The 21477-nt window shown below is 71.6% G+C and carries 19 protein-coding genes; 9 read left to right on the top strand and 10 right to left on the bottom strand.

What is annotated here, in order from left to right; genetic code table 11:
- Positions 1 to 20 precede the first annotated feature (20 nt).
- From ACLQ27_RS07490 to ACLQ27_RS07500, 3 genes are all read left to right on the top strand, one after another.
- Positions 21 to 1283: a cell division protein DivIVA gene (locus ACLQ27_RS07490; protein WP_234582048.1), complete on the top strand. Its 1263-nt coding sequence runs from the start codon at positions 21 to 23 to the stop codon at positions 1281 to 1283.
- 177 nt (positions 1284 to 1460) lie between these two features.
- Positions 1461 to 3665: a hypothetical protein gene (locus ACLQ27_RS07495; RefSeq protein ID WP_425866055.1), complete on the top strand. Its 2205-nt coding sequence runs from the start codon at positions 1461 to 1463 to the stop codon at positions 3663 to 3665.
- Positions 3666 to 4043: 378 nt separating this feature from the next.
- Entirely contained in the window at positions 4044 to 5138 is a 1095-nt protein-coding gene (locus tag ACLQ27_RS07500; protein WP_357496256.1) for an AI-2E family transporter, read from the top strand.
- Positions 5139 to 5141: 3 nt separating this feature from the next.
- Here the strand turns inward: ACLQ27_RS07500 and ACLQ27_RS07505 are convergent, their stop codons facing one another.
- The 7 genes from ACLQ27_RS07505 to ACLQ27_RS07535 form a co-directional block, all read right to left on the bottom strand.
- Positions 5142 to 5939 carry an alpha/beta hydrolase gene (locus ACLQ27_RS07505; protein WP_234582046.1) on the bottom strand — a complete coding sequence of 266 codons (798 nt, stop codon included), beginning with the start codon at positions 5937 to 5939 and terminating at the stop codon, positions 5142 to 5144.
- A 70-nt stretch (positions 5940 to 6009) separates the two neighbouring features.
- Positions 6010 to 6339: a hypothetical protein gene (locus ACLQ27_RS07510; protein ID WP_053658704.1), complete on the bottom strand. Its 330-nt coding sequence runs from the start codon at positions 6337 to 6339 to the stop codon at positions 6010 to 6012.
- A 38-nt stretch (positions 6340 to 6377) separates the two neighbouring features.
- The gene (locus ACLQ27_RS07515; protein WP_425866058.1) at positions 6378 to 7433 is read right to left on the bottom strand and encodes a hypothetical protein; all 1056 of its coding nucleotides are present in this window, start codon (positions 7431 to 7433) and stop codon (positions 6378 to 6380) included.
- The gene (locus ACLQ27_RS07520; RefSeq protein ID WP_357496039.1) at positions 7430 to 7924 is read right to left on the bottom strand and encodes a SigE family RNA polymerase sigma factor; all 495 of its coding nucleotides are present in this window, start codon (positions 7922 to 7924) and stop codon (positions 7430 to 7432) included. The genes ACLQ27_RS07515 and ACLQ27_RS07520 overlap by 4 nt, the downstream gene beginning before the upstream one ends.
- 40 nt (positions 7925 to 7964) lie before the next feature.
- Positions 7965 to 9755, bottom strand: coding sequence for a 3-hydroxyacyl-CoA dehydrogenase family protein (locus ACLQ27_RS07525; protein WP_357496037.1), 1791 nt, complete (start codon positions 9753 to 9755; stop codon positions 7965 to 7967).
- A 120-nt stretch (positions 9756 to 9875) separates the two neighbouring features.
- On the bottom strand, positions 9876 to 10994 hold the full coding sequence (locus ACLQ27_RS07530) for an alpha/beta fold hydrolase (RefSeq protein ID WP_425866060.1): 1119 nt from the start codon (positions 10992 to 10994) through the stop codon (positions 9876 to 9878).
- Positions 10995 to 11118: 124 nt separating this feature from the next.
- Positions 11119 to 11535 (bottom strand): FHA domain-containing protein, encoded by a 417-nt coding sequence (locus ACLQ27_RS07535; RefSeq protein ID WP_425866062.1) that lies wholly within the window; start codon positions 11533 to 11535, stop codon positions 11119 to 11121.
- Positions 11536 to 11791: 256 nt separating this feature from the next.
- Here ACLQ27_RS07535 and ACLQ27_RS07540 point away from each other — a divergent pair, with 256 nt between their 5' ends.
- Both ACLQ27_RS07540 and ACLQ27_RS07545 read left to right on the top strand, forming a co-directional pair.
- Positions 11792 to 13288 carry an aldehyde dehydrogenase family protein gene (locus ACLQ27_RS07540; protein WP_425866064.1) on the top strand — a complete coding sequence of 499 codons (1497 nt, stop codon included), beginning with the start codon at positions 11792 to 11794 and terminating at the stop codon, positions 13286 to 13288.
- A gap of 79 nt (positions 13289 to 13367) precedes the next feature.
- Positions 13368 to 14027 (top strand): class I SAM-dependent methyltransferase, encoded by a 660-nt coding sequence (locus ACLQ27_RS07545; RefSeq protein WP_357496030.1) that lies wholly within the window; start codon positions 13368 to 13370, stop codon positions 14025 to 14027.
- A gap of 4 nt (positions 14028 to 14031) precedes the next feature.
- On the opposite strand, the gene nucS is transcribed toward ACLQ27_RS07545, so the two are convergent.
- Positions 14032 to 14691 (bottom strand): endonuclease NucS, encoded by a 660-nt coding sequence (gene nucS, locus ACLQ27_RS07550; RefSeq protein ID WP_234582038.1) that lies wholly within the window; start codon positions 14689 to 14691, stop codon positions 14032 to 14034.
- Between the two features lie 71 nt (positions 14692 to 14762).
- On the opposite strand from nucS, the gene ACLQ27_RS07555 reads away from it, so the two are divergent.
- Positions 14763 to 15380 (top strand): DUF4126 domain-containing protein, encoded by a 618-nt coding sequence (locus ACLQ27_RS07555; protein ID WP_425866067.1) that lies wholly within the window; start codon positions 14763 to 14765, stop codon positions 15378 to 15380.
- 205 nt (positions 15381 to 15585) lie between these two features.
- On the opposite strand, the gene ACLQ27_RS07560 is transcribed toward ACLQ27_RS07555, so the two are convergent.
- A complete protein-coding gene (locus ACLQ27_RS07560) occupies positions 15586 to 16146 on the bottom strand; it encodes a hypothetical protein (RefSeq protein WP_425866068.1) in 561 nt (186 codons plus the stop codon).
- A gap of 1150 nt (positions 16147 to 17296) precedes the next feature.
- Here ACLQ27_RS07560 and ACLQ27_RS07565 point away from each other — a divergent pair.
- Positions 17297 to 17593 (top strand): DUF1540 domain-containing protein, encoded by a 297-nt coding sequence (locus ACLQ27_RS07565; protein ID WP_355052875.1) that lies wholly within the window; start codon positions 17297 to 17299, stop codon positions 17591 to 17593.
- An 18-nt stretch (positions 17594 to 17611) separates the two neighbouring features.
- Here the strand turns inward: ACLQ27_RS07565 and ACLQ27_RS07570 are convergent, their stop codons facing one another.
- Complete coding sequence (locus ACLQ27_RS07570) at positions 17612 to 19612, bottom strand: protein meaA (protein WP_357576140.1); 2001 nt, start codon at positions 19610 to 19612, stop codon at positions 17612 to 17614.
- Between the two features lie 151 nt (positions 19613 to 19763).
- On the opposite strand from ACLQ27_RS07570, the gene ACLQ27_RS07575 reads away from it, so the two are divergent.
- Both ACLQ27_RS07575 and ACLQ27_RS07580 read left to right on the top strand, forming a co-directional pair.
- Positions 19764 to 20615 (top strand): ABC transporter ATP-binding protein, encoded by an 852-nt coding sequence (locus tag ACLQ27_RS07575; RefSeq protein WP_234588737.1) that lies wholly within the window; start codon positions 19764 to 19766, stop codon positions 20613 to 20615.
- Positions 20612 to 21457: an ABC transporter permease gene (locus tag ACLQ27_RS07580; protein ID WP_234588736.1), complete on the top strand. Its 846-nt coding sequence runs from the start codon at positions 20612 to 20614 to the stop codon at positions 21455 to 21457. Before ACLQ27_RS07575 ends, ACLQ27_RS07580 begins: the two co-directional genes overlap by 4 nt.
- The last annotated feature ends 20 nt before the right edge of the window (positions 21458 to 21477 follow it).

Raw genomic sequence — 21477 nt, forward strand, 5'->3', positions numbered from 1 at the left:
GCGTCTGCCAGTATGTCCCAATGCCCCAGCAGCAGTCCTCCCCTCTCGCGTTCTTCGATAACGCGAACTCGCAGCCAGATTTCACCGTTGGCCTGCGCGGATACAACACTCACCAGGTCGATGACTTCATCGGCCGGATGACCGCCGCGCTGACCCAGTCCGAGCAGGCCCGTGCCGAGGCTGAGCAGCGGATGAACGACGCCCAGCGTCGCCTCCGCCAGGCCGAGCAGCGCATGAGTGCGCTGGAGCAGAAGCTCACCGACACGAACAAGCAGCTCGAAGAGAACAGCCGGCCCACCCTCTCGGGGCTCGGCACCCGCGTTGAGCAGATCCTCCGGCTCGCCGAGGAGCAGGCCAACGACCACCGCAACGAGGCCAAGCGCGAGTCGGAGGGCATCCTCTCCGCCGCCCGCCTCGAGGCCCGGGAGATCACGGACAAGGCCCGCGCCGAGGCCGCCGCGATGAAGGCCAGCGCCGAGCGCGAGGCCGGCAACCTGCGCACCGCCGCCGAGCGTGAGGCCGCCGAGGTCCGGGTGCAGGCCCGCCGCGAGGCCGACACGCTGCGCGCCGACGCCGACCGCGAGACCAAGCAGCTGCGTACGGTGACCGCGCACGAGGTGGCCGAGCTGAAGTCGACTGTCGAGCGTGAGGTGGCCACCCTCCGGGCCACCGCCGAGCGGGAGATCACCCAGCAGCGGGCCAAGGCCGCCCGCGAGGCCGAGGAGAAGCGCGCCGAGGCCACCAAGCTGCTCACCGACGCACGGGACAAGCGCGACAAGGACCTCCAGGCCCTGGAGCTGCAGCTGGCCGAGCGGCGCGAGAAGGCCGAGCGCGAGGAGTCCGAGCGGCACGCCGCCCAGGTCGCGCAGACCCAGAAGCTGGTCAGCGAGGCCGAGCAGCGTGCCCGGGCCGCGCAGGAGCGCGCCAAGGAGATCGAGCAGCGCGCCGAGGCCCGCCGGGTCGAGTCGGAGCGCCACGCCAACGAGACGATCGACAAGGCCAAGGCGCACTCCGAGAAGACGCTCAACGAGGCCAAGGCCGAGTCGCAGCGCCTGCTCACCGAGGCGCGCACCGAGGCCGAGCTGACCACGCAGGCCGCCCGCCGCGAGGTCGAGGACCTCACCCGGCAGAAGGACGCGGTCACCTCGCAGCTCGGTCAGATGCTCTCCGGGCTCGCCGGCATCGTGCCCGGCGTGCCGGCGGCGGCTGCCCCGGCGGCCAAGCCGGAGGCGAAGAAGACCGACGGCGGACAGGAGCGGGTGACCGCGGAGACCGCCGGCTGACCCGAGGCGTCGGGTCGGGGCATCGACGGCGCGAGGTGACACCGGGTGACCGGTGTGACCTCGCGCCGTGTGCGTTTCCCAACCCTCGGTGTGGTGCCCTCGCCACGGAGTGAAGTAGGTCCCACAAGCGGCGTCCGTATCGCCCCAGCAGGGGGCGATGCGTGTGAGGATGGGGGCATGTCGCACGGCGAGGAACTGTTCGCTCTCGGCGGGGACGTGACCACGGAGCCCAGCTTCGAGTCCGCTCTGCGGGGGTACGAGAAGAAGCAGGTTGACCGGTACGTCGCGCGTGCCGAGCACGAGATCGCGACCCTCGCCGCCGAACGGGAACAGGCCTATACACAGATCCACAAGCTCGCCGGCCAGGTCGAGGTTCTGCAACGGGATCTGACCCAGGTCCGCAAGCAGATGAACGTGGTGGACCGGGCCTCCTTCCGGCACCTGGGCCCCCGCGTCGAGTCGATCCTCACCCTCGCCGAGGAGCAGGCCGAGCAGATCCTGTCGGCGGCCAACGAGGAGATCGACGCCCGTCGCGCCACCGCTGAGCACATCATCGAGGAGGCCCGCGAGCAGGCCGCGCGGGCGTTGAAGGACTTCGAGATCGCGCTCGCCGCCCGACGCCAGGAGGAGGAGCGGCACAGCGCTTCTCGCCGCGCGGAGGCGGACGCGACCCTGCGGTCGGCCAAGGACGAGTCGGCGAAGCTGCGCAAGGCGGCGCAGGACGAGTTGGCCAAGGCCCAGCAGGAGGCCACCCAGCTGCGGGACACCGCCAAGGAGATCCACACCCGGGCGCAGCAGGAGGCCACCAAGCTGCGCGAGGCGGCCCGCGAGGCGCTGGCCACGGCCCGGCAGGAGGCCGGCGAGCTGCGTGAGGCTGCCAAGGAGGTGCACGCCAAGGCCCAGCAGGAGGCCAAGCGGCTCACCGACACGGCGACCGAGGCGGGCCGGGCGACCCACGCCAAGGCACAGCAGGAGGCCAAGCAGATCATCGACGACGCGTCGATGGCCGGTCGGGCCACCCGCGCCAAGGCACAGCAGGAAGCCGAGCGGCTCACCACGCAGGCGTCCGAGTCGGCCAAGCGCAGCCGGGCCGAGACTGAGGCGTACGTGCAGCGGATGCGCAGCGAGACCGAGGCGTACGTCCAGCAGTCCCGGGCGCAGACCCAGCAGGAGCTGGGCGCCTGGCGGGCCGGCGTGGAGCAGGAGGTCAACTCGCGGCGCGAAGCTGCCGATCGCGAGCTGGCCCAGCGACGGTCCACCGCCGAGCAGGAGTTCGCCAAGCGACGCGACGAGCTGGACAAGCAGCACGAGTCCCGCCAGCAGGAGCTGGAGTCGGGTTGGGCCGCGCGCAGCGCCGAGCTGGAGACCGAGTACACGGCACGCCGCGACGAGCTGGAGACCGGGTACACGACCCGCCGCGACGAGCTGGAGACCGAGTACACGACCCGCAAGAACGAGATCGAGCAGGGCGCCGATGCGATCCGCCTGGCGGCCGAGCAGGACGCGTCGACCCTGCGCCAGCGCGCCGAGACGGAGGCGGCCGAGCTGTTGAGCCGCGCCGAGACCGAGGCGGGCGACAAGCGCCGCAAGGCCGACGAGCACGTCGCGGCCTCGCGCCGCCAGTTCGAGGAGTACGCGGCCACGACCCAGCAGCACCTGGCGACCACGCAGCAGCACCTGGCGGCGACGCAGCAGGAGGCTGCCGCGGGCCGGCAGCAGCTCGCCCAGGTGATGTTGGAGATCGCGCAGGCCCAGCAGCAGCTCGCCGACCTGCGGCAGGAGACCTGGAAGGCGCGGCAGGAGTCCGACGAGCTTGAGCGGCAGATGGCCGAGGTGCGGCTGCGCAGCACCACCGGCCCGATCGACGGCCCGACCGCACCCGCCACGGACGACAGCCCCGACGCGACGGCCGTGACCGGGTCGGGTGCCGGTGACGACGACGCCGGGGCGCCGGTCGCCGCCGGCACGGCGAACGGCCTCAAGTCCGCGCCCGACGACGCCGGGGCACCCGTCGCCGCCGGCACCGCGAACGGCCTCAAGCCCGAGCCCGACGACGCCGGGGCACCCGTCGTCGCCGGCACGGCCAACGGCCTCAAGCCCGAGCCCGACGACGCCCGGCAGCCGGCGAACGCCGCCGCGGGCGGCGAGTCCGGGCAGTCCACGACCCGTCCGGTGGCCGAGCCGGTGACCACTGTCGACGGCGGCGCGGCCAGCGCCGGGGTGGACGGCGAACCGACCGTGGCGGCCGTTCCGGGCGAGGGTGGCCGGGGCGCCAAGCCGACGAAGATCACCAGCACCGGCGAGAACGGCAAGCGTCCCAGCAAGCCGACCACCGACGAGCGCAGCGCCAAGCCCAGCAAGGTCACGATCGAAAAGGACTGACGGTACGCCCCCGAGCTTCGAGATCTTGGACAGTTTCCGTTAGCTGCTAACGGAAACTGTCCAAGATCTGCGGGTGGATCGGGCGGTGCGGGGGCTGGTGGCGGATGACGGGCTCGTGGTGGACTGCGAGTGTGGGGTGGCTACGCTCCTGGCGTCCCACGGACTGACCCGGAGGTTCTGGTGCCGCAGCATGACCCGTCGGCCGACGACCCGGACGCCGCGCCCCCGCGAGCCGACGCCGACGACCCGGACGCCGCGCCCCCGCGAGCCGACGCCGACGCACCCTCGCGAGCCGACGCCGCGACGACACCCACTGCGGCCGAGACGAGATTGACCGAGCCCGCAACGCCACCGGTCGGGACGCCGCCTCCCGTACCGGTGCCGGCACCGGGGATCGACCCGGAGGAGCCGCCGGCCGTGCCGTCGGGCAAGTTCGGCACGCCAGGTCGGCCACTGCGACGCAGCAGCTTCCTGATCGGCTTCACGGGCGCGCTGGGTGTGCTGCTGGCGTACACCCTCTATCTGGGGATCCGCAATGCCGGCGGCATCCTCGTGCTGGTGGTGATCGCGCTCTTTCTCGCGGTGGGCCTCAACCCGGCGGTGGTGCGGCTGCGCGCCTGGGGCGTGCCCCACGGCCTGGCGGTGACGGTCGTGGCGTTGACAGTGGTGCTGCTGCTCTGCGGGGGCGTGGTGGCGCTGGTCCCGCCGATCGTGACGCAGTCCGGTCAGTTCATCGACCAGATCCCGAGCCTGCTCGACGAGTTGCGCCGCAATCCGACGGTCAATGACCTGGTGGAGCGGTACGACGTGGTGGAGCGGGTGCAGGGCGCGGCCAACGCGGACACCATCGGCCGGGCGCTCGGCGGGGTGCTCGGCGGCGCCCAACTGATCTTCGGCACGGTGTTCCGGACGTTGACCGTGCTGGTGCTGACCATCTACTTCCTGGCCTACTTCAACCGGCTGCGCTCGCTGGGCTACTCGTTGGTGCCCCGGTCGCGGCGGGAGCGGGTGCAGCTGATCGGCGACGAGATCCTGGCGAAGGTCGGCGCCTACATGGTCGGCGCGTTGAGCATCGCCGTGCTGGCCGGCGCGACCACCTTCGTCTTCGCGTTGATCGTCGATCTGCCGTACCCGTTCGCGCTGGCCGTGGTCGTCGCGGTGACCGACCTGATCCCGCAGATCGGCGCGACCCTGGGCGCGGTGATCGTGAGCCTTGTCGGTTTCGCCGCCGACCTGCCCACCGGCATCGCCTGCGCGGTCTTCTTCCTGATCTACCAGCAGGTCGAGAACTACCTCATCTACCCGAAGGTGATGCGGCGATCGGTGGAGGTCAACGAGGTGGCCGCCCTGCTGGCCGCGTTGCTCGGGGTGGCGCTGCTGGGCGTGGTGGGCGCGCTGATCGCCATCCCCACGGTGGCCGCGCTGCAACTGATCCTGCGCGAGGTGGTGCTCCCCCGTCAGGAGCGGAGTTGACTGTCAGTCGGCCGGCCCGGGGACGGGCGTGTCCGCGAAGGCGGCCACGGTCCGGTCGGCGTACGCGCTGACGTCGCCAGCCTCCATCGGGCCGTCCCAGGTCGTCGGCAGCGGCACCTCGACGGCGGGGTTGACCCGCTTGACGATCTCGTCGAGCACCGTCTCGGCGTCGCCGACCCAGAGGTGCTTCGCGCCGGGCACCCCGACCACCTCGGCCTGCGGCACCGCGGCGAACCGCTCCCGCGCCTCGGCCGGGCGCAGGTAGTCGTCGAACTCCGGCACCAGCGCCACCAGCGGCCGACCCGAGTCGGCCCAGGTGGCCAGGTCCTCGGGAGCCGAGAAGCGCAGCGGCGGGGAGAGCAGGATCGCCCCGGCGACCGCCGGGTCGCAGCCGTACTTCAGGGCCAGGTCGGTGCCGAACGACCAGCCGACCAGCCAGATGTCGGGCAGCTCGGCGAACTCCGCGTACTCGATGGCGGCGGCCACGTCGTAGCGCTCGCCCACCGCGCCGTCGAAGGCCCCCTCGCTGGTGCCGCGCACACTGCTCGTGCCCCGGGTGTTGAACCGCAGCACGGCCAGGTCGGCCAGCGCGGGCAGCCGCCACGCCGCCTTGCGGAACACGTGGCTGTCCATCATCCCGCCGTGGGTGGGCAGCGGGTGCAGGCAGACGAGGGTGGCCACCGGGGGCCGGTCGGCCGGCAGGGCCAGTTCGCCGACCAACCGCAGACCGTCGGCGGTGTGCAGCTCGATGTCCTCCCGGCGGCCGGGCAGGATCGACGACGCGCGGATCGCTGTGCTCACCGCCCAAGTCTGTCGCGAACTCGCCGCCGCCGCCCGCCCAGGCACGAACAGGGTGATCCAGGTCGCTCGCTCAGTAGCGCGGCGTGCCCCGCCCGCGCTGCACCGCCGGGCCGCGCCGTTCCCGGGCACGCCAGCACCCGCTGTGCCAGTGCCGGCGGTCGGTCAGGTCACCCAGGCCGTCGGCGGGCCAGGCCACGAGGTGCGCCACCCCGGGTCGGATCTCCTGGTCACAGCCGGGGCAGCGGTACGTCTTGACCGACGCGCCCGCCCCGATGCCGCGTACCTGCCAGGCGCCGTCGGTCCATTGCTGCACCGAGGCGACACCCTGCCGGACGCGATCGGCGTCCAGGTTGGCGTTCTCGTCCCGACGGGGGCGGTTGCGACGGGGGCTCACAGTCACCAAGCGTACGGTCCGGCGGGCGGGAGGGCCCGGGGCGGTCACCAGGTCGTGGGCCGGTCCAGGTGCTCGGCCACCTGCGCCCCGCTCAGCACCGTGGTCGCGTCCGCCTCGGTGTACCCCTGCGCCGGCCAGCCGAAGTTGGCGGTCAGGTGGGCCTTGGGGAAGCCGAGCAGCTCAAGCTCCCCACTCCGATCGACATGCGCTATTTTGCCGTTTATTTCACGGTTTCCCGTGGTACGGCTTCCGGCGATGCCGACCGCGTACTGCAACTCGACCTGGATGCCCCCCGGGCTGCTCCCGGTGACCGTCAGCTGCACGCCGAACGCGGCCGGGAACGGCGCCACCGTCACCTCGCACCTCGTCACCTGGGCTCCCGCCGGCAGCGTCGTGAGCCGCAGCGGCCCACCGCAGCGGTGCGCCTGGTCGAGCCGCAACGCGCTGGCCGCCTCGAACAGCTCCCGCTCGTCGTCGGCGATGGCGGTGGCCCGGGCGTACACCCCGGGGGCCGGTTGCCAGTGCCGCAACCAGACCGTGACGCCGTACGGCCCCGCGGCGTGCGACACCGACCCGTCGAAGACGCCCTCGGTGATCAGCTCCGGTACCAACGCCGGCAGCCCGGGGGCGCGCATGGGCAGTGCCTCGCGGGACGCGGCCAGCTCCAGGGTGACCGTGTGGCCGTCGACGTCGAGCCGTGCCATCTCCACACCGCTCTGCACGGACCAGGAGAGGTAGCGGAACCCGCCCGAGGCGAACCCGAAGTGCAGCAACTGCGGGTCGGCGCCGAGCAGATCCGGTCGGGCGGCCGCGCCCGGCACGTCGTCGACGCGCGGCGGCACCACGGCCACCACGGCATCCGCCGGCAGACCGGGACCCGGCGGCACGTCCGGGCCGGAGTCGACCAGGCCCACCGGGTCCGTCACCACGCCCAGACCCAGGATCGCCACCACGCCGAGCGCGAGACCGGCGGCGGTACGTCGACGGCGTACCCGGCCGCGTCCCCGCACCACGGCGGCGGCCAGCAGCCGGTCGGTGTCCACGCTGCCCTCGGCGCGCTCGCGCAGCGTCTGGTTGATCCGCTGGTCGAGGTCGGTCACGGTCGGCTCCCGTTCGTCGTCGGGACGCCGCAACGCTCCCGGAGGTTGGCGAGGGCCCGCATGGCGTGGGTGCGGACGGTGACCGGCGAGCAGTTCAGGATCTGGGCGATCGTGGCGTCGTCGAGGTCCTCGTAGTAGCGCAGCACCAGCACCGCCCGCTGACGGCCGGGCAGGGCGAGGATCAGCCGCCACATCTCGTCCCGGTCGGCCGCCTCGCCGCCGACGTCGCCACGGTGCGGTCGGTCGCCGACGGCGTCGATGACCACTTCCCGGTTCGAGCGGCGTCGCCACCAGGAGTTGTTGGCGTTGACGAGCATCCGGCGCACGTACACGTCGGGCCGGTCGGCGCGGGAGATCCGACGCCAGTGCACGTACGCCTGGGACAGCACCTCCTGGGTGAGGTCCTCGGCCCGGTGCTCGTCACCGGTGAGCAGTCGGGCCAGCCGGACCAGGGCCGGGCCGCGGCTGCCGACGTACTCCTCGAAGGTCACATCCTGTAGACGCGGCCGGGGCCCTCCGGCGTTGACCGGCTCAGCGGTGCGAGTGGTCGCGGAAGCCGCGGCGGGTCTTGCGGCCCAGGTAGCCGGCGGTGACCAGGTGCTCCAGCAGCGGCGCGGGCGCGAAGCCCGGCTCGCGCAGTTCCAGGTACAGCTCCCGCTGGATGGCCAGCGAGACGTCCAGCCCCACCACGTCGAGCAGCTCGAACGGGCCCATCGGGTAGCCGCAGCCCAGCTTCATGGCGTGGTCGATGTCGTCGGCGGTGGAGTAGCTGGCCTCCAGCATCTTCACCGCGTCGTTCAGGTACGGGAAGAGCAGCGCGTTGACGATGAACCCGGACCGGTCGCCGCAGACCACGCCGGTCTTGCCCAGCGCGGCGCAGACGGCCCGTGCGGTGGCGGTGGCCTCCGGGGAGGTACGGATGGTCTGGACGACCTCGACCAGCGGCATGACCGGCGCCGGGTTGAAGAAGTGCAGGCCCACCACGTCGGCCGGCCGCTGGGTGGCCATCGCCACGTCGATCACCGGCAGGGACGAGGTGGTGGTGGCCAGCACCACGCCCGGCTTGCAGATCTCGTCGAGGCTGGCGAAGAGCGCCTTCTTCACGCTCAGCTCCTCGACGACCGCCTCGACCACCAGGTCGACGTCGGCGAGGTGGTCGAGCGTGGCCGACCAGCTGATCCGGCCGAGCGCGGCGTCCCGGTCGGTCTCGGTGAGCTTGCCGCGCACCACGCCCTTGTTCAGCGAGGTCTTCACCGCCTCGCAGACCGCCGCGGACTTCTCCGCGCCCCGGGTCACCGAGACGACCTCGTAGCCGGCCTTCGCGAACACCTCGATGATCCCGGTGGCCATGGTCCCGGAGCCCACGACGCCGACCTTCGTGATGGCCCGCGCGCCGTCGGCGAGCGCGGCGTCCGTCGCCGGCGGCGTCGCCTCGTCGGGTACGACGACCGGGGAGCCCGGCCGCTGGTAGGTGTAGAAACCCCGGCCGGACTTCCGGCCGAGCAGCCCCGCCGTCACCATCTGCTTGAGCAGCGGCACGGGGGCGTGCCGGCGGTCCCGCCCGCCGCGTCGGTACATCGTGTCCAGGATCTCGTACGCGGTGTCCAGGCCGATCAGGTCCATCAGCGCCAGCGGGCCCATCGGCAGGCCGCAGCCGAGCTTCATGGCCGCGTCGATGTCCTCCCGGGTCGCGTAGTGCGCCTCGAACATGCCGACGGCGTGGTTGAGGTAGCCGAAGAGCAGCGCATTGGCGATGAAACCGGCCCGGTCGTTGATGGTGACGTCGACCTTGCCCAGCCGGGCGCACAGCGCCTCGACGTCGGCGACCACCTCGGGTGCGGTGACGACGGTGCGGACCACCTCGACCAGCTTCATCACCGGTGCCGGGTTGAAGAAGTGGATGCCGATCACCTGGTTGGGCCGGGTGGTGGCGACCGAGATCTCGGTGACGCTCAACGACGAGGTGTTGGTGGCGAGGATGGTGTCCGGTCGGCAGACCCGGTCCAACTCCGCGAAGATCCGCTGCTTGAGGTCCAGGTGCTCGGGCACGGCCTCGATCACCAGGTCCACGGAGTGCAGGGCGTCCAGGCCCACCGCGAAGCGCACCCGCTCGTGCAGCGCGTCCCGGTCCGCCTCGGCGAGCTTGCCCTTGGCCACGGCGCGATCGGTGGAGCCGGTGAGGGTGGCCCGGCCGCGCTCCAGCGCCGCTTCGGAGATCTCGACCGCAAGCACGTCGATGCCGTTGCGGGCGAAGACCTCGACGATGCCGGCACCCATGGTGCCCAGCCCCACCACACCCACGGTGCTGAACTCGCGCGCCACGAACGGCCTCCCCAGACACTCCGCACGGCCACTGAACGGCCGCTAAGGTTATGCGCGCGAGTCTGCCACGTGACGCTCGGTTGTCGAGACGCCGTGGGATATTTCACCCACGGTGCGCCCCTATGCCGCCGACATGTCGGTCAGTGCGAGCAGCTCCGCGACGAACTCCGCCGGGCGTTCCAGGTGCGGGCTGTGCCCGCAACCGGGCAACACCACCTCGCGGTACGCGCCGCCGGCCGCCGCGTACCGCTGGAGCACCGCTCGGGTCTGGCCGATCATCGGCTGCGGCGGGCAGGACTCCTCACCCGGCCAGCCGGGCACGACACCCAGCGAACCCAGGTACGCCAGGTCGAACAGCGACGTGTCCGAGACGATCACGTCGGCGTCCCCGCGTACCCAGGTGACCGGCGGTTTGGGTGCGACGGCCACCAGCTCGTCGGCGAGCCGGAACCAGGTCGGGGCGAGCGCGTTGAGCACGCCGCGCTCCCCCGGCGCGGTACCCGGCCAGTTCGCCGACGGCACCGCCGTACCGGGGTAGTTGTCGTCGCCGGTCGCCGTGGACAGGACGCTGTCCAGCAGCAGTTCCTCGTCGGTGCCCAGCACGGCCGGATCGGCCACGTAGGTGGCCCGCAGCACCGCGCGCGGGCTGGCCGGCGCGTCGGCGCCGCGATCACCGGCGGCGAGCCGCGCGACGAAGTCGGCGTTCGCCGTCCCGGCACCGGTGCCGGCGAAGTCGGGGGTGGTAGGCGTGCCGGTCAGGTCGCGGGTGCCACCGAAGCCGTACGGCGACACCGGCGCGGCCAGCAGCAGCGCGCCCACCCGGTGCGGGTGGTCGACCAGCAACCGCATCGCCACTCCCCCGCCCAGGGAGTGCCCGACCACCACGGGCCGGCCGCCGCCGCCGGTGCCGGTGGCGGTGGCGGTGGCGCTGGCGCTGGCGCTGGCGCTGGCGAAGAGCGTCGGGTCGTCCAGCAGGGCGGCGATGTCGTCGGCGAAGTCCCGCAGGCCCCGCGTGGCGTCCACGGGAGCCGTCGCCGAGTCGCCGTACCCCCGTAGGTCGGGAGCGACGACCCGCAGCGTCGGTGGCAGCCGCCGGAGCAACGGCTCCCAGAACAGCGAGGACGAGCAGTTGCCGTGGATCAGCAGCACCGGAGTGCCGTCCGGCGGGCCGGCCACCCGTACCGCCTGGGTGGTGCCGTTCGCCGTCACGACCCGCTGCGCGCTCTGCATCCGCGGCATGTTGCCACGCCGTTCTCCGCCGGTCCAGGTGCGGGACAGCCATCCCGCGGCACCGCCGGAGTGTGGCGCACCACCAGTCGTGGCCCCGGCCGCCCACACACCGGCGGGCGGCCGTCGCCGTGGGTCAGCGGCGGGCGCTGGGCGGCGTGGCCAACGGCAGGGGCAGGGTCGGTCGGATGTCCCGCCGGGACACCCCGAAGCTGAGCCCGACCGGATCCGTGTGGGCGACCCCCGGGTCGAACAGGCGCAACTCGGTGCGGCCGAGCCGGATCACGTCGCCGTCGGCGAGTCGTTCCACCTCGGTGATCCGGCGGTCGTTGAGCCAGGTGCCGTTGGTCGAGCCCAGATCACGCAGCGACGCGCCCTCCGAGGCCAGCCACACCTCGGCGTGCCGGCGGCTCAGGTGCGGGTCGTTGATGACCACGTGGCCGGTCGGCGCCCGACCGATCACCTGCGGCTCGGCCCGAAGGCGAAAGCTCGCTCCGCGCATCGGCCCACCAGCGACCGTCAACAACGGCAGTAGTTCCGGATGTTCCTCCATGGACAGTCAGCCCTCCACCCCACACCGTTACTCCGCGCGTCAGCCTGCCATCAGACGGTAATCGTCAATACCGACCAGCCGGTCAGCTCCTCGTCACCTCCCGGCCACCCACCGTTCGACGGTTCGGGCGGCCGGCCTGCGGCACCCGACCCCTGACCTGCACTGATCAACGAGCGGACGACCCGGGGCGACTTTCGTCCCCTCGATCCGAATTCGTGCCCTACCGGTGAGTAATCTTCGGGTCTAGACTTCCGCCATGACGGCTGTGCATGCCCCCGGCACCCCTCTCATCGAGGCGGACGAGCTCGTCTCCACCAGTCCGGCCACCGGCGCCGAGGCGGGTCGCCTCCCGGTCGCCACCGACGCCGACGTACGCCAGGCCGTCGACGAGGCCCGCGCCGCCAGCGAGTGGTGGGCCGGCCTGGGCTTCAGCGGCCGCCGGCAACGGCTGCTGCGCTGGCGCGCACTGCTCGCCCAGCGGATCGAGCAGCTCGCCGAGCTGGTGCACGTCGAGGGCGGCAAGCCGGTCCCCGACGCCATCGTCGAGATCGTCACCGCGATCGAGCACGTCGACTGGGCGGCACGCAACGCCCAGCGGGTGCTCGGCCCCCGCCGGGTCCGGTCGCGGCTCATCCTCGCCGAGTTCTCCGGGCACCTGGAATACCAGCCGTTCGGCGTGGTCGGTGTGATCGGCCCATGGAACTATCCGGTCTTCACCCCGATCGGCTCCGCCGCGTACGCCCTGGCCGCCGGCAACGCCGTCGTGCTCAAGCCCAGCGAGTACACGCCCGCCGTCGGCCAGTGGCTGGTGGACACCTTCGCCGAGGTGGTGCCCGAGCAGCCGGTGTTCACCGCCGTGCACGGCCTCGGTGACGTGGGCGCGGCGCTGTGCCGCTCCGGGGTCGACAAGGTGGCCTTCACCGGCTCCACGGCGACCGCCCGCAAGGTGATGGCCGCCTGCGCCGAGACGCTGACCCCCGTGCTGATCGAGGGCGGCGGCAAGGACGCCATGATCGTCGACAGCGACGCCAACCTGGACGCCGCCGCCGAGGCGTGCGTCTGGGGCGCCATGACCAACGCCGGCCAGACCTGCATCGGTATCGAGCGGGTCTACGCCGTCGATGAGGTCTTCGACGCCTTCGTCGACAAGGTCGTCGCCCGCGCCGGCCGGCTGACCGTGGGCCCGGAGGGCACCGACATCGGCCCGATCACCATGCCCGCCCAGATTGAGGTGATCCGCCGGCACATCGACGCCGCGGTCAGCTCCGGCGGTCGCGCCGTGCTCGGCGGCCCGGATGCGGTGCGACCTCCGTACGTGCACCCGACCGTGCTGGTGGACGTTCCGGAGGAGTCGGCCGCCGTCCGCGAGGAGACCTTCGGCCCGACGCTGACCATCAGCCGGGTCCGCGACGCCGACGAGGCCGTCGCCCGCGCCAACGCCCTGTCGTACGGTCTCGGGGGTTCGGTCTTCGGCCGGCGGCGTGCGGTGGCCATCGCGCGGCGCCTGCGCTCGGGGATGGCTTCGATCAACTCCACCCTGACCTTCGCCGGGATGTCCACGCTGCCGTTCGGCGGGGTCGGTGACTCCGGCTTCGGGCGGATCCACGGCGAGGACGGCCTGCGCGAATTCGGCCGCGCCAAGGCCATCACCCGGCGTCGGGCACGATCGCTGCTGCCGTCGATGACCTTCGAACGCACCCCGACCGACGTGGCACGCCTCATCAAGGCCATCAAGGTGATGTACGGCAGATGAGTGTCGGATAACCGATCTCGACGCTGATCGGCGTATCCACATGTTTATTGGTTGTGCTCGCGGCGGTACATTGCGTTAAATGGGCCACAATCGATTGCGCCACCGCCTTGTCGACAGTGACCAGTCGTGGAGCGCCCGGCAGCGGCGTCGTCGTTCGGACTGGCTGGCGCGCACCTTCCCCGACATCGGCGACATGCACGTCGTCGACCTCGGCGGCCGGCTCGGCACCTGGCACCGCGCCACCGTCCGACCGGCCCGGGTCACAGTGGTCAACCTGGAACAGCCGCCCGCCGCGGTGCCGGAATGGGCCCACGTCGAACAGGCCGACGCCTGCGACCTGCCACCCCACGTCGCCAACGGCGCGTACGACCTGGTCTTCTCCAACTCGGTGCTGGAGCACGTCGGCGGGCACGAACGCCGGCTGCGGTTCGCCGCCGCGGCCCGGTCACTTGCCGATCGCCACTGGGTGCAGACGCCCTACCGCTATTTCCCCATCGAACCGCACTGGATCGCGCCGGGCATGCAGTTCCTGCCGATCCGACTGCGCACCGCGCTCGCCCGCCGCTGGCCCCTCGGGCACAAACCCACCCGCAGCCACGAAGCCGCGATTCACCAGGTGCTCTGGACCGAACTGCTGGACCGCTCGCAGATGCGCCACTACTTTCCCGACTCGCGGATGCTCGTCGAGCGGGTGGCCGGCCTGCCGAAGTCGCTGATCGCCGTTCGAACCGGGGCGTGAACGGTCAGAAGAGGGTCAGCTCGTCCTTCTCGATGCCGCGCAGCCGGTCGTAGTTGACGACCACGCACCGGATGCCGCGGTCGGCGGCGAGCACCCGGGCCTGCGGCTTGATCTCCTGGGCGGCGAAGACGCCGGTGACCGGGCTGAGCAGCGGGTCACGGTTCATCAGTTCGAGGTAGCGGGTCAACTGCTCCACCCCGTCGATCTCGCCACGCCGCTTGATCTCGACGGCGACAGCACCGGAGTTGGCGTCCCGGCACAGCAGATCCACCGGGCCGATCGCCGTCATGTACTCACGGCGCACCAGCGTGTACCCCTCACCGAGCACACCCGGATTGGCCGCCAGCAACTCCTGGAGGTGCGCCTCGACGCCGTCCTTGCGCAGGCCAGGATCCACACCCAGCTCGTACGAGGTGTCCTGGAAGACCTCCTCCAGGGTGATCCGCAGCTCCTCGCCGGCCTTGTTGACCACCCGCCACACGCCGGGGGCCTCCTCCAGCCGACACGGCGGGCTCATCCAGTTCAGCGGCTTGTACGCACGATCGTCGGCATGGATGGACACCGACCCGTCCGCCTTCACCATCAACAGCCGAGTGGCCAGCGGCAGGTGAGCCGAGAGCCGTCCGACGTAGTCCACCGAGCACTTCGCAATGACCAACCGCACCCGACGAGGGTAGCCGAGCACCCGGCTGCCACCACCGAGCGGCACTGGCGCGTCGGTGCGATGCTGAGACGGTGTTCGAAGTCCTCACCGGCACCGGCCTCGCCGCCTCAGCGGGGCTGAACGCCTACATACCCCTGCTCATCCTCGGCCTACTCGGCCGTTACACCGACCTGCTCGACCTGCCCAGCGGTTGGACGTGGCTCGGCAACGGCTGGGTCATCGTCATCCTGGCCGTCCTGCTCGCCGTCGAGATGGTGGCGGACAAGGTGCCGGTGGTCGACCACATCAACGACGTGGTGCAGACAGTCGTCCGACCCACCGCCGGCGGCCTCGCCTTCGGGGCCGGTTCGTCCTCGGAGACCGTGACCGTCAGCGACCCGGGGAGTTTCTTCACCTCCCACCAGTGGGTGCCGGTGGCCACCGGCGTCCTGCTCGCCTTCGGCGTGCACCTGCTCAAGTCCGCCGCGCGGCCGGTCGTGAACGCGACCACCGCCGGGTTCGGCGCCCCGGTGGCCAGCACCGCCGAGGACGCGACAAGCGTGGTCGTCTCGCTGATCGCGATCATCCTGCCGGTGCTGGTGCTCGCCTTCCTGGTGGGCCTGGTCGTCTTCATCTACTGGTTCTTCCGTCGACGATCCGAACGCCGTCGCGAACGCGAGGCGGCCCGCGCCGCCGGCTTCCGCGTCTGACCCGGGGCCTTCCTCGCGGCGAGCACCGGCTTCGCGGCGCTGGCGCCTTCAGATCTTGGACAGTTTCCGTCAGCTGATGACGGGAACTGTCCAAGATCTCTCTCGGGCACGACGATGGCCGGCACCCCGGGGTTCGGGGTGCCGGCCGGGTATGCCGATGGCCGGCACCCGTTGTCGGGTGCCGGCCATCGGTCGGTGCGCTGGGTCAGCTGTTCCAGTGCTGGGCGACCAGGTCGGTGGCCTGCTGCTCCCACTGCGCGTACGCGTCCGGGTAGGCCGAGACCTGCACGGTCTGCGCGGCGTCGGTCAGCGGCATGTCCTGCCAGCCGTCAACCTGACGCAGGCCCTTGAGGAACGCGGTCGTGGAGTACTCCGGGTTGGTGATCTGCTCCGGCGTGCCCCAACCACTGGTCGGGCGCTGCTGGAACAGGCCCAGCGAGTCGTGGTCGTTGGCGTCGCCGAGGTGACCCAGGTTCTCCAGCTTGGACTCCTGCAGGCTCGTCGCGATCGAGATGACCGCGGCGCGCTCGGGCAGGCCGGCCTTCTTCGTGGCGGCGATGATCGCCTTGACGTTGGCGGTCTGCTCACCGTTCAAGTCGATGTGCGACTGCGCGCCCTGCGGCTTCGCGGCCGTGGTCTGCACGGCGGCGGCGGTGGGCTTGGCGTCGACGGGGTTGGCGTGCGCGGCGATCGGGCCGGCGAAGACACCACCGGCGAACGCGAGACCGGCAACCGACAGCATGCTCTTACGGAAGATCGTGTTCATGGGGGTAGCTCCTTCGGGGGTAGGAACACCACACACACCACCAGCGGGGGTCGGTGACGTGGGGTGTGAGCACCTCGTCCGGCGCTGCACAAAACAAGGGGAAAAGATGTGGGGGCCTGCGGGCTGATCGCCTCGTAGCGCCCGGGGGCGGCGGCCGGCGAGCGGGGGGCTCGCGGCGCCTGGACGGTGTGTAACGACCCGCGATCCGGGGTCATTCCCGGCGGCCTGCGAGGGGGGCTCGCGGTGCCGGACCGTGTGTAACGACCCGGGGTCCGGGGTCATTCCCGGCTGCCCGCGAGGGGGCTCGCCGCGCCGGACTGTGTGTAACGGCCGGCTGTCCGGGGTCATTCCCGGGGCGGCTCGCGAGCGGGGCTCGCGGGGCCCGGACCGTGTGTAACGGCCGCCGGGCTGGGGTCATTCCCGGGCCCTCGCCGGGGCCCCGGGGGCGGGGTCACGGGGTGTTCGGGGGTCTGCAACGACCTGGCCCGACCGGCCATTTCCCACCCGGTCGAGCGGGCGGGGGCGGGCCGTGGTCCTGCGATCGTCACGGTATGCAACGACCCCCGGGCCGCCACGATTCCGGCCCACGGATGCGACCGGTCACAACCCAACCATCGCTCAGAAAGGGACATCCCGCCTATTCGACGCAGCGGACGCGGCTTGGCGGGGTGTGGCTGGGTGGTGATCGACTCGGGTTCGCCGATATCGGGGTATCCGGGACCGGTTGATACCCCGATATCGGCGAACCCGTGTTGATCACGCCCGTTTCGGCCTGCCGAAACCGGCAGACACCCCGACATGGCCGACCGCGCGCTTCGATCACGCCGACCGGGTCGACACCCGACATCGGGGACCTCGTGTCGATCACCTCGATGCGGGACATCCGGCGGCTTTGACACCCGACATCGGTGATCCCGCGTCGATCCCGGCCCGCCGGTTGGCACCCGACACCGGCGAGCACGTGTCGATCGGGTCCGACATGGGATATCCGGGCGCTGACACCCGACATCGGGGACCTCGTGTCGATCTCGTCGGCGCGGGTACCCGGCCCGGACGCCGGGGGCCACGGCTGATCGTCAGGCGGACATATCGGGCCTTCGGCGACTGACAAATGCCTAGGATCGTGACAAGAAGCCTAGAGGAGGTCGGCATGACCACAGCGATGGAGATGCCCCGGGTCCAGGAATGTGTGGTCGCGGCATGTGCGTACAACCAGGGCGGTGACTGCCACGCCTTCGCGATCACCATCGGCAGCATGGACCACGCGCACTGCCACACCTTCGTCGAGTCGCCCGTCCGGGGCGGGGTGGACGGCCTCACCGCCCAGGTGGGTGCCTGCCAGCGTTCCGACTGTCGGCACAACGAGCAGTTGGAGTGCCACGCGTCGTCCATCAAGGTCGGCCCGGACAACGACCTGGCCGACTGCATGACGTACGCCGGTCGCTGACCCGCGACAACAGCCAGCTCAGGGCAGGTCGTTGGCCTGCCGGATGACAGTCACCAGGTCGTCGATGATGCCGGTGAGGGCGAAGTCCTTCGGGGTGAAGACCCGGGCCACGCCCGCCGCCCGCAGGGTGTCCGCGTCACCGGCCGGGATGATGCCGCCGACCACCACCGGCAGGTCCGCCCGGCCGGCGGCGCGCAGCCCGTCGAGGACGGCGGGTACGGCGGCCAGGTGTGAGCCGGACAGCACGGAGAGCCCGACCAGGTCGACGTCCTCCTCGACGGCGGCGGCCACGATCTCCCCGGCGGTCAGCCGGATGCCCTGGTAGACGACCTCGAAGCCGGCGTCGCGGGCGCGTACCGCGATCTGCTCCGCGCCGTTGGAGTGCCCGTCCAGGCCGGGTTTGCCGACCAGCAGCCGCAGCCGGCCGGTGCCCAGCTCACGGGCGGTGGCGGTGACGCGCTCCCGCACTGCCGCGAGGCCCGGGTCGCCTCCGCTGCCGGTGGCGCCGGCCAGGCCGGTGGGCGCCCGGTACTCGCCGAAGACCTGGCGGAGCGCGCCGGCCCACTCGCCGGTGGTCACCCCGACGCGCACGCACTCCAGGGTGGCCGGCATGAGGTTGGCGGTGGTCGCGGCGTCCGCGCGGAGCTGGGCCAGCGCCGCGTCGACGGCGTCGTCGTCCCGACCGGCACGCCATTGACGTACGGAGGCGACGGCGGCCGCCTCGACCGCGGGGTCGACCTGTTCGACTGCCTCGGCGCCGGCTGCGGTGAGCGGGGAGGGCTCGGTCTCGGCGTACCTGTTGACGCCGACCACCACGTCGGCGCCGGACTCCATCCGGCGGCGGCGTTCGGCAAGCGAGGCGACGAGCGCGCTCTTGAGGTAGCCGGTCTCCACAGCGGCTACCACGCCGCCCAGTTCCAGCACCTTGTCCAGCTCGGCGCGCGCTCCGGTGACGATCTCGTCGACGAGTGCGGTCATGACGTGCGAGCCGGCGAAGAGGTCGGGATATTCGAGCAGGTCAGACTCGTACGCCAGGACCTGCTGCATCCGCAGCGACCACTGCTGGTCCCAGGGGCGGGGCAGGCCGAGCGCCTCGTTCCAGGCGGGCAGTTGCACGGCGCGGGCGCGGGCGTCGCGGGACATCGTCACGCCGAGCATCTCCAGCACGATGCGCTGGATGTTGTTCTCCGGTTGCGCCTCGGTGAGGCCGAGGGAGTTGACCTGCACGCCGTAGCGGAACCGTCGCTGCCGCGCCTCGGTCACCCCGTACCGGTCCCGGGTGATCTCGTCCCAGAGCACGCCGAACGCGCGCATCTTGGCGATCTCCTCGACGAAGCGCACCCCGGCGTTGACGAAGAACGAGACGCGCTGCACCACGTCACCCATCCGCTCGGCGGGCACCTGGCCGGAGTCGCGGACCGCGTCGAGGACGGCGACGGCGGTGGCCAGGGCGAAACCGACCTCCTGTACGGGAGTGGCGCCGGCTTCCTGGAGGTGGTACGAGCAGATGTTCACCGGGTTCCACCGGGGCATCTCCCGCAGCGTGTACGCCACCACGTCGGCGGTGAGCCGCAGGGAGGCCGCCGGCGGGAAGATGTACGTCCCCCGGGACAGGTACTCCTTGATGATGTCGTTCTGGGTGGTGCCGGCGCAGCGGGCCAGTTCCGCGTCCTGTTCGAGGCCGACGGTGCCGTACAGGGCCAGCAGCCACATCGCCGGGGCGTTGATGGTCATCGAGGTGTTCATCTCGGCGAGCGGGATGCCGTCGAAGAGTGCCCGCATGTCCCCGAGGTGGGCCACCGGCACGCCGACCCGGCCGACCTCACCGGCGGCGAGTTCGTGGTCCGGGTCGTACCCGGTCTGGGTGGGCAGGTCGAAGGCGACCGACAGGCCGGTCTGCCCCTTGGCGAGGTTGCGGCGGAAGAGCGCGTTGGTGGCCGCGGCCGACGAGTGACCGGCGTACGTGCGCATCACCCACGGGCGGTCCCGCTCGGGCAACCGGCTCGGCGTCTCATCCATGGCCGGAGTCTAAGTTACCGTTCAGTAAAAGGAGCTGTGGAAAACCACACAGGTCCATGTCGCGGACGACCGGGTCCGAACGGCTCGCGGTGGCGCTGACCGCCACACCCTGGGCAGCGGGGTGTGGCGGTCAGGGCGCACACTGGACGGCATGCATGACGAGCTGGCCATCTCTGTCCGAGGGCTGCGCAAGGCGTACGGCGACAACGTGGCCGTGGCGGGCGTGGATCTCGACGTCCACCGCGGTGAGGTGTTCGCGTTGCTCGGCCCGAACGGCGCCGGCAAGACCACCACGGTGGAGATCCTGGAGGGCTACCGGCGTCGCGACTCGGGCGAGGTGACGGTGCTCGGCACGGACCCGGCCCAGGCCGATCCGGGCTGGCGGTCCCGCGTGGGCATCGTGCTGCAGGGCACCGGGGAGTTCGACGAGCTGACGGTGGCCGAGGTGGTCCGGCACTTCTCCGGCTTCTATGCCGACGCCGACGACCCGGACAAGGTGATCGAGCGGGTCGGGTTGGCCGACAAGGCGAAGGCCCGGACGCACACCCTCTCCGGCGGGCAGAAGCGCCGCCTGGACGTGGCGCTGGGCATCGTCGGCCGCCCCGAGCTGCTCTTCCTCGACGAGCCGACCACCGGCTTCGACCCGGAGGCCCGCCGCGAGTTCTGGGAGCTGATCCGCGACCTCGCCGCAGCGGGCACCACCATCCTGCTCACCACCCACTACCTGGACGAGGCCGAGGCCCTCGCCGACCGGGTCGGCGTGATCGCTGGCGGTCGGCTGGTCGAGGTGGCCGCTCCCAACCTGCTGGGCAATCGGCAGGAGGCCCTGGCCACGGTCTCCTGGCGTACCCCGGAAGGGACGGTGGAGAGCGCGCAGAGCGCGACGCCGACGGCCTTCGTGGCCGACCTCGCCGTGCGTTACGGCGGTGAGGTCCCCGGGCTGACGGTGACCCGGCCGACTCTGGAGGACGTCTACCTCACCATGATCGGACACGCGCGATGACGACCACGACCAAGCCGGCGACGCCGGTCGCCACGACCCGCGGCCGGCGGCCGGGTGCGGCTGCGCTCGCCCTGCGCCAGGGCCGGTTGGAGACCACCCAGTTCCTGCGCAGCCGGGAGTCGGTGGTCTTCACGATGGGTTTCCCCATCATCATGATCCTGATCTTCGCGTCGATCTTCCACGGCACGATCGGCGGCGGGGTCAAGTTCACCCAGTACTTCATCACCGGCATGATCGCGACCGGTCTGATGACCGTGAGCTTCCAGAACCTGGGCATCTGGATCCCGGTCGAGCGGGACCGGGGGGTACTCAAGCGTTACTGGGGCACGCCGATGCCGAAGTGGGTCTGGTTCGCCGGCAAAGTGATCATGGTGGTGGTGATCGGCATCGCCGAGACGGCGCTGCTGTTGGCCGCCGCGGTGGCGCTGTTCGACCTCGACCTGCCCAGCACCGCCGAGAAGTGGTTCACCTTCGGCTGGGTAGCCGTGCTCGGGGTGACCGCGTGCACCCTGTGCGGCATCGCGATCTCGTCGCTGGCCCGCAGCGCCCGCAGCGGCTCGGCGGTGGTCACCCCGATCGCCCTGGTGCTCCAGTTCATCTCCGGGGTGTTCTTCGTCTTCACCGACCTGCCCACCTGGATGCAGCAGGTGGCGGCGCTGTTCCCGCTCAAGTGGATGTGCCAGGGGCTGCGCGCGGTCTTTCTGCCCGAGAGCTTCGGCGCGCAGGAGCCGGGCGGGTCGTTCGAGCTGGGCCGGGTGGCGCTGGTGCTCGCCCTGTGGTGCGTGATCAGCCTGGTGGTCTGCCTGACCACCTTCCGCTGGACCACCAAGCGCGACGGCTGAGCGGTCGACCGGGGCGGGTA

Origin of the sequence: Micromonospora sp. DT63, from assembly GCF_049841615.1 — a bacterium.
Lineage (GTDB): Bacteria > Actinomycetota > Actinomycetes > Mycobacteriales > Micromonosporaceae > Micromonospora.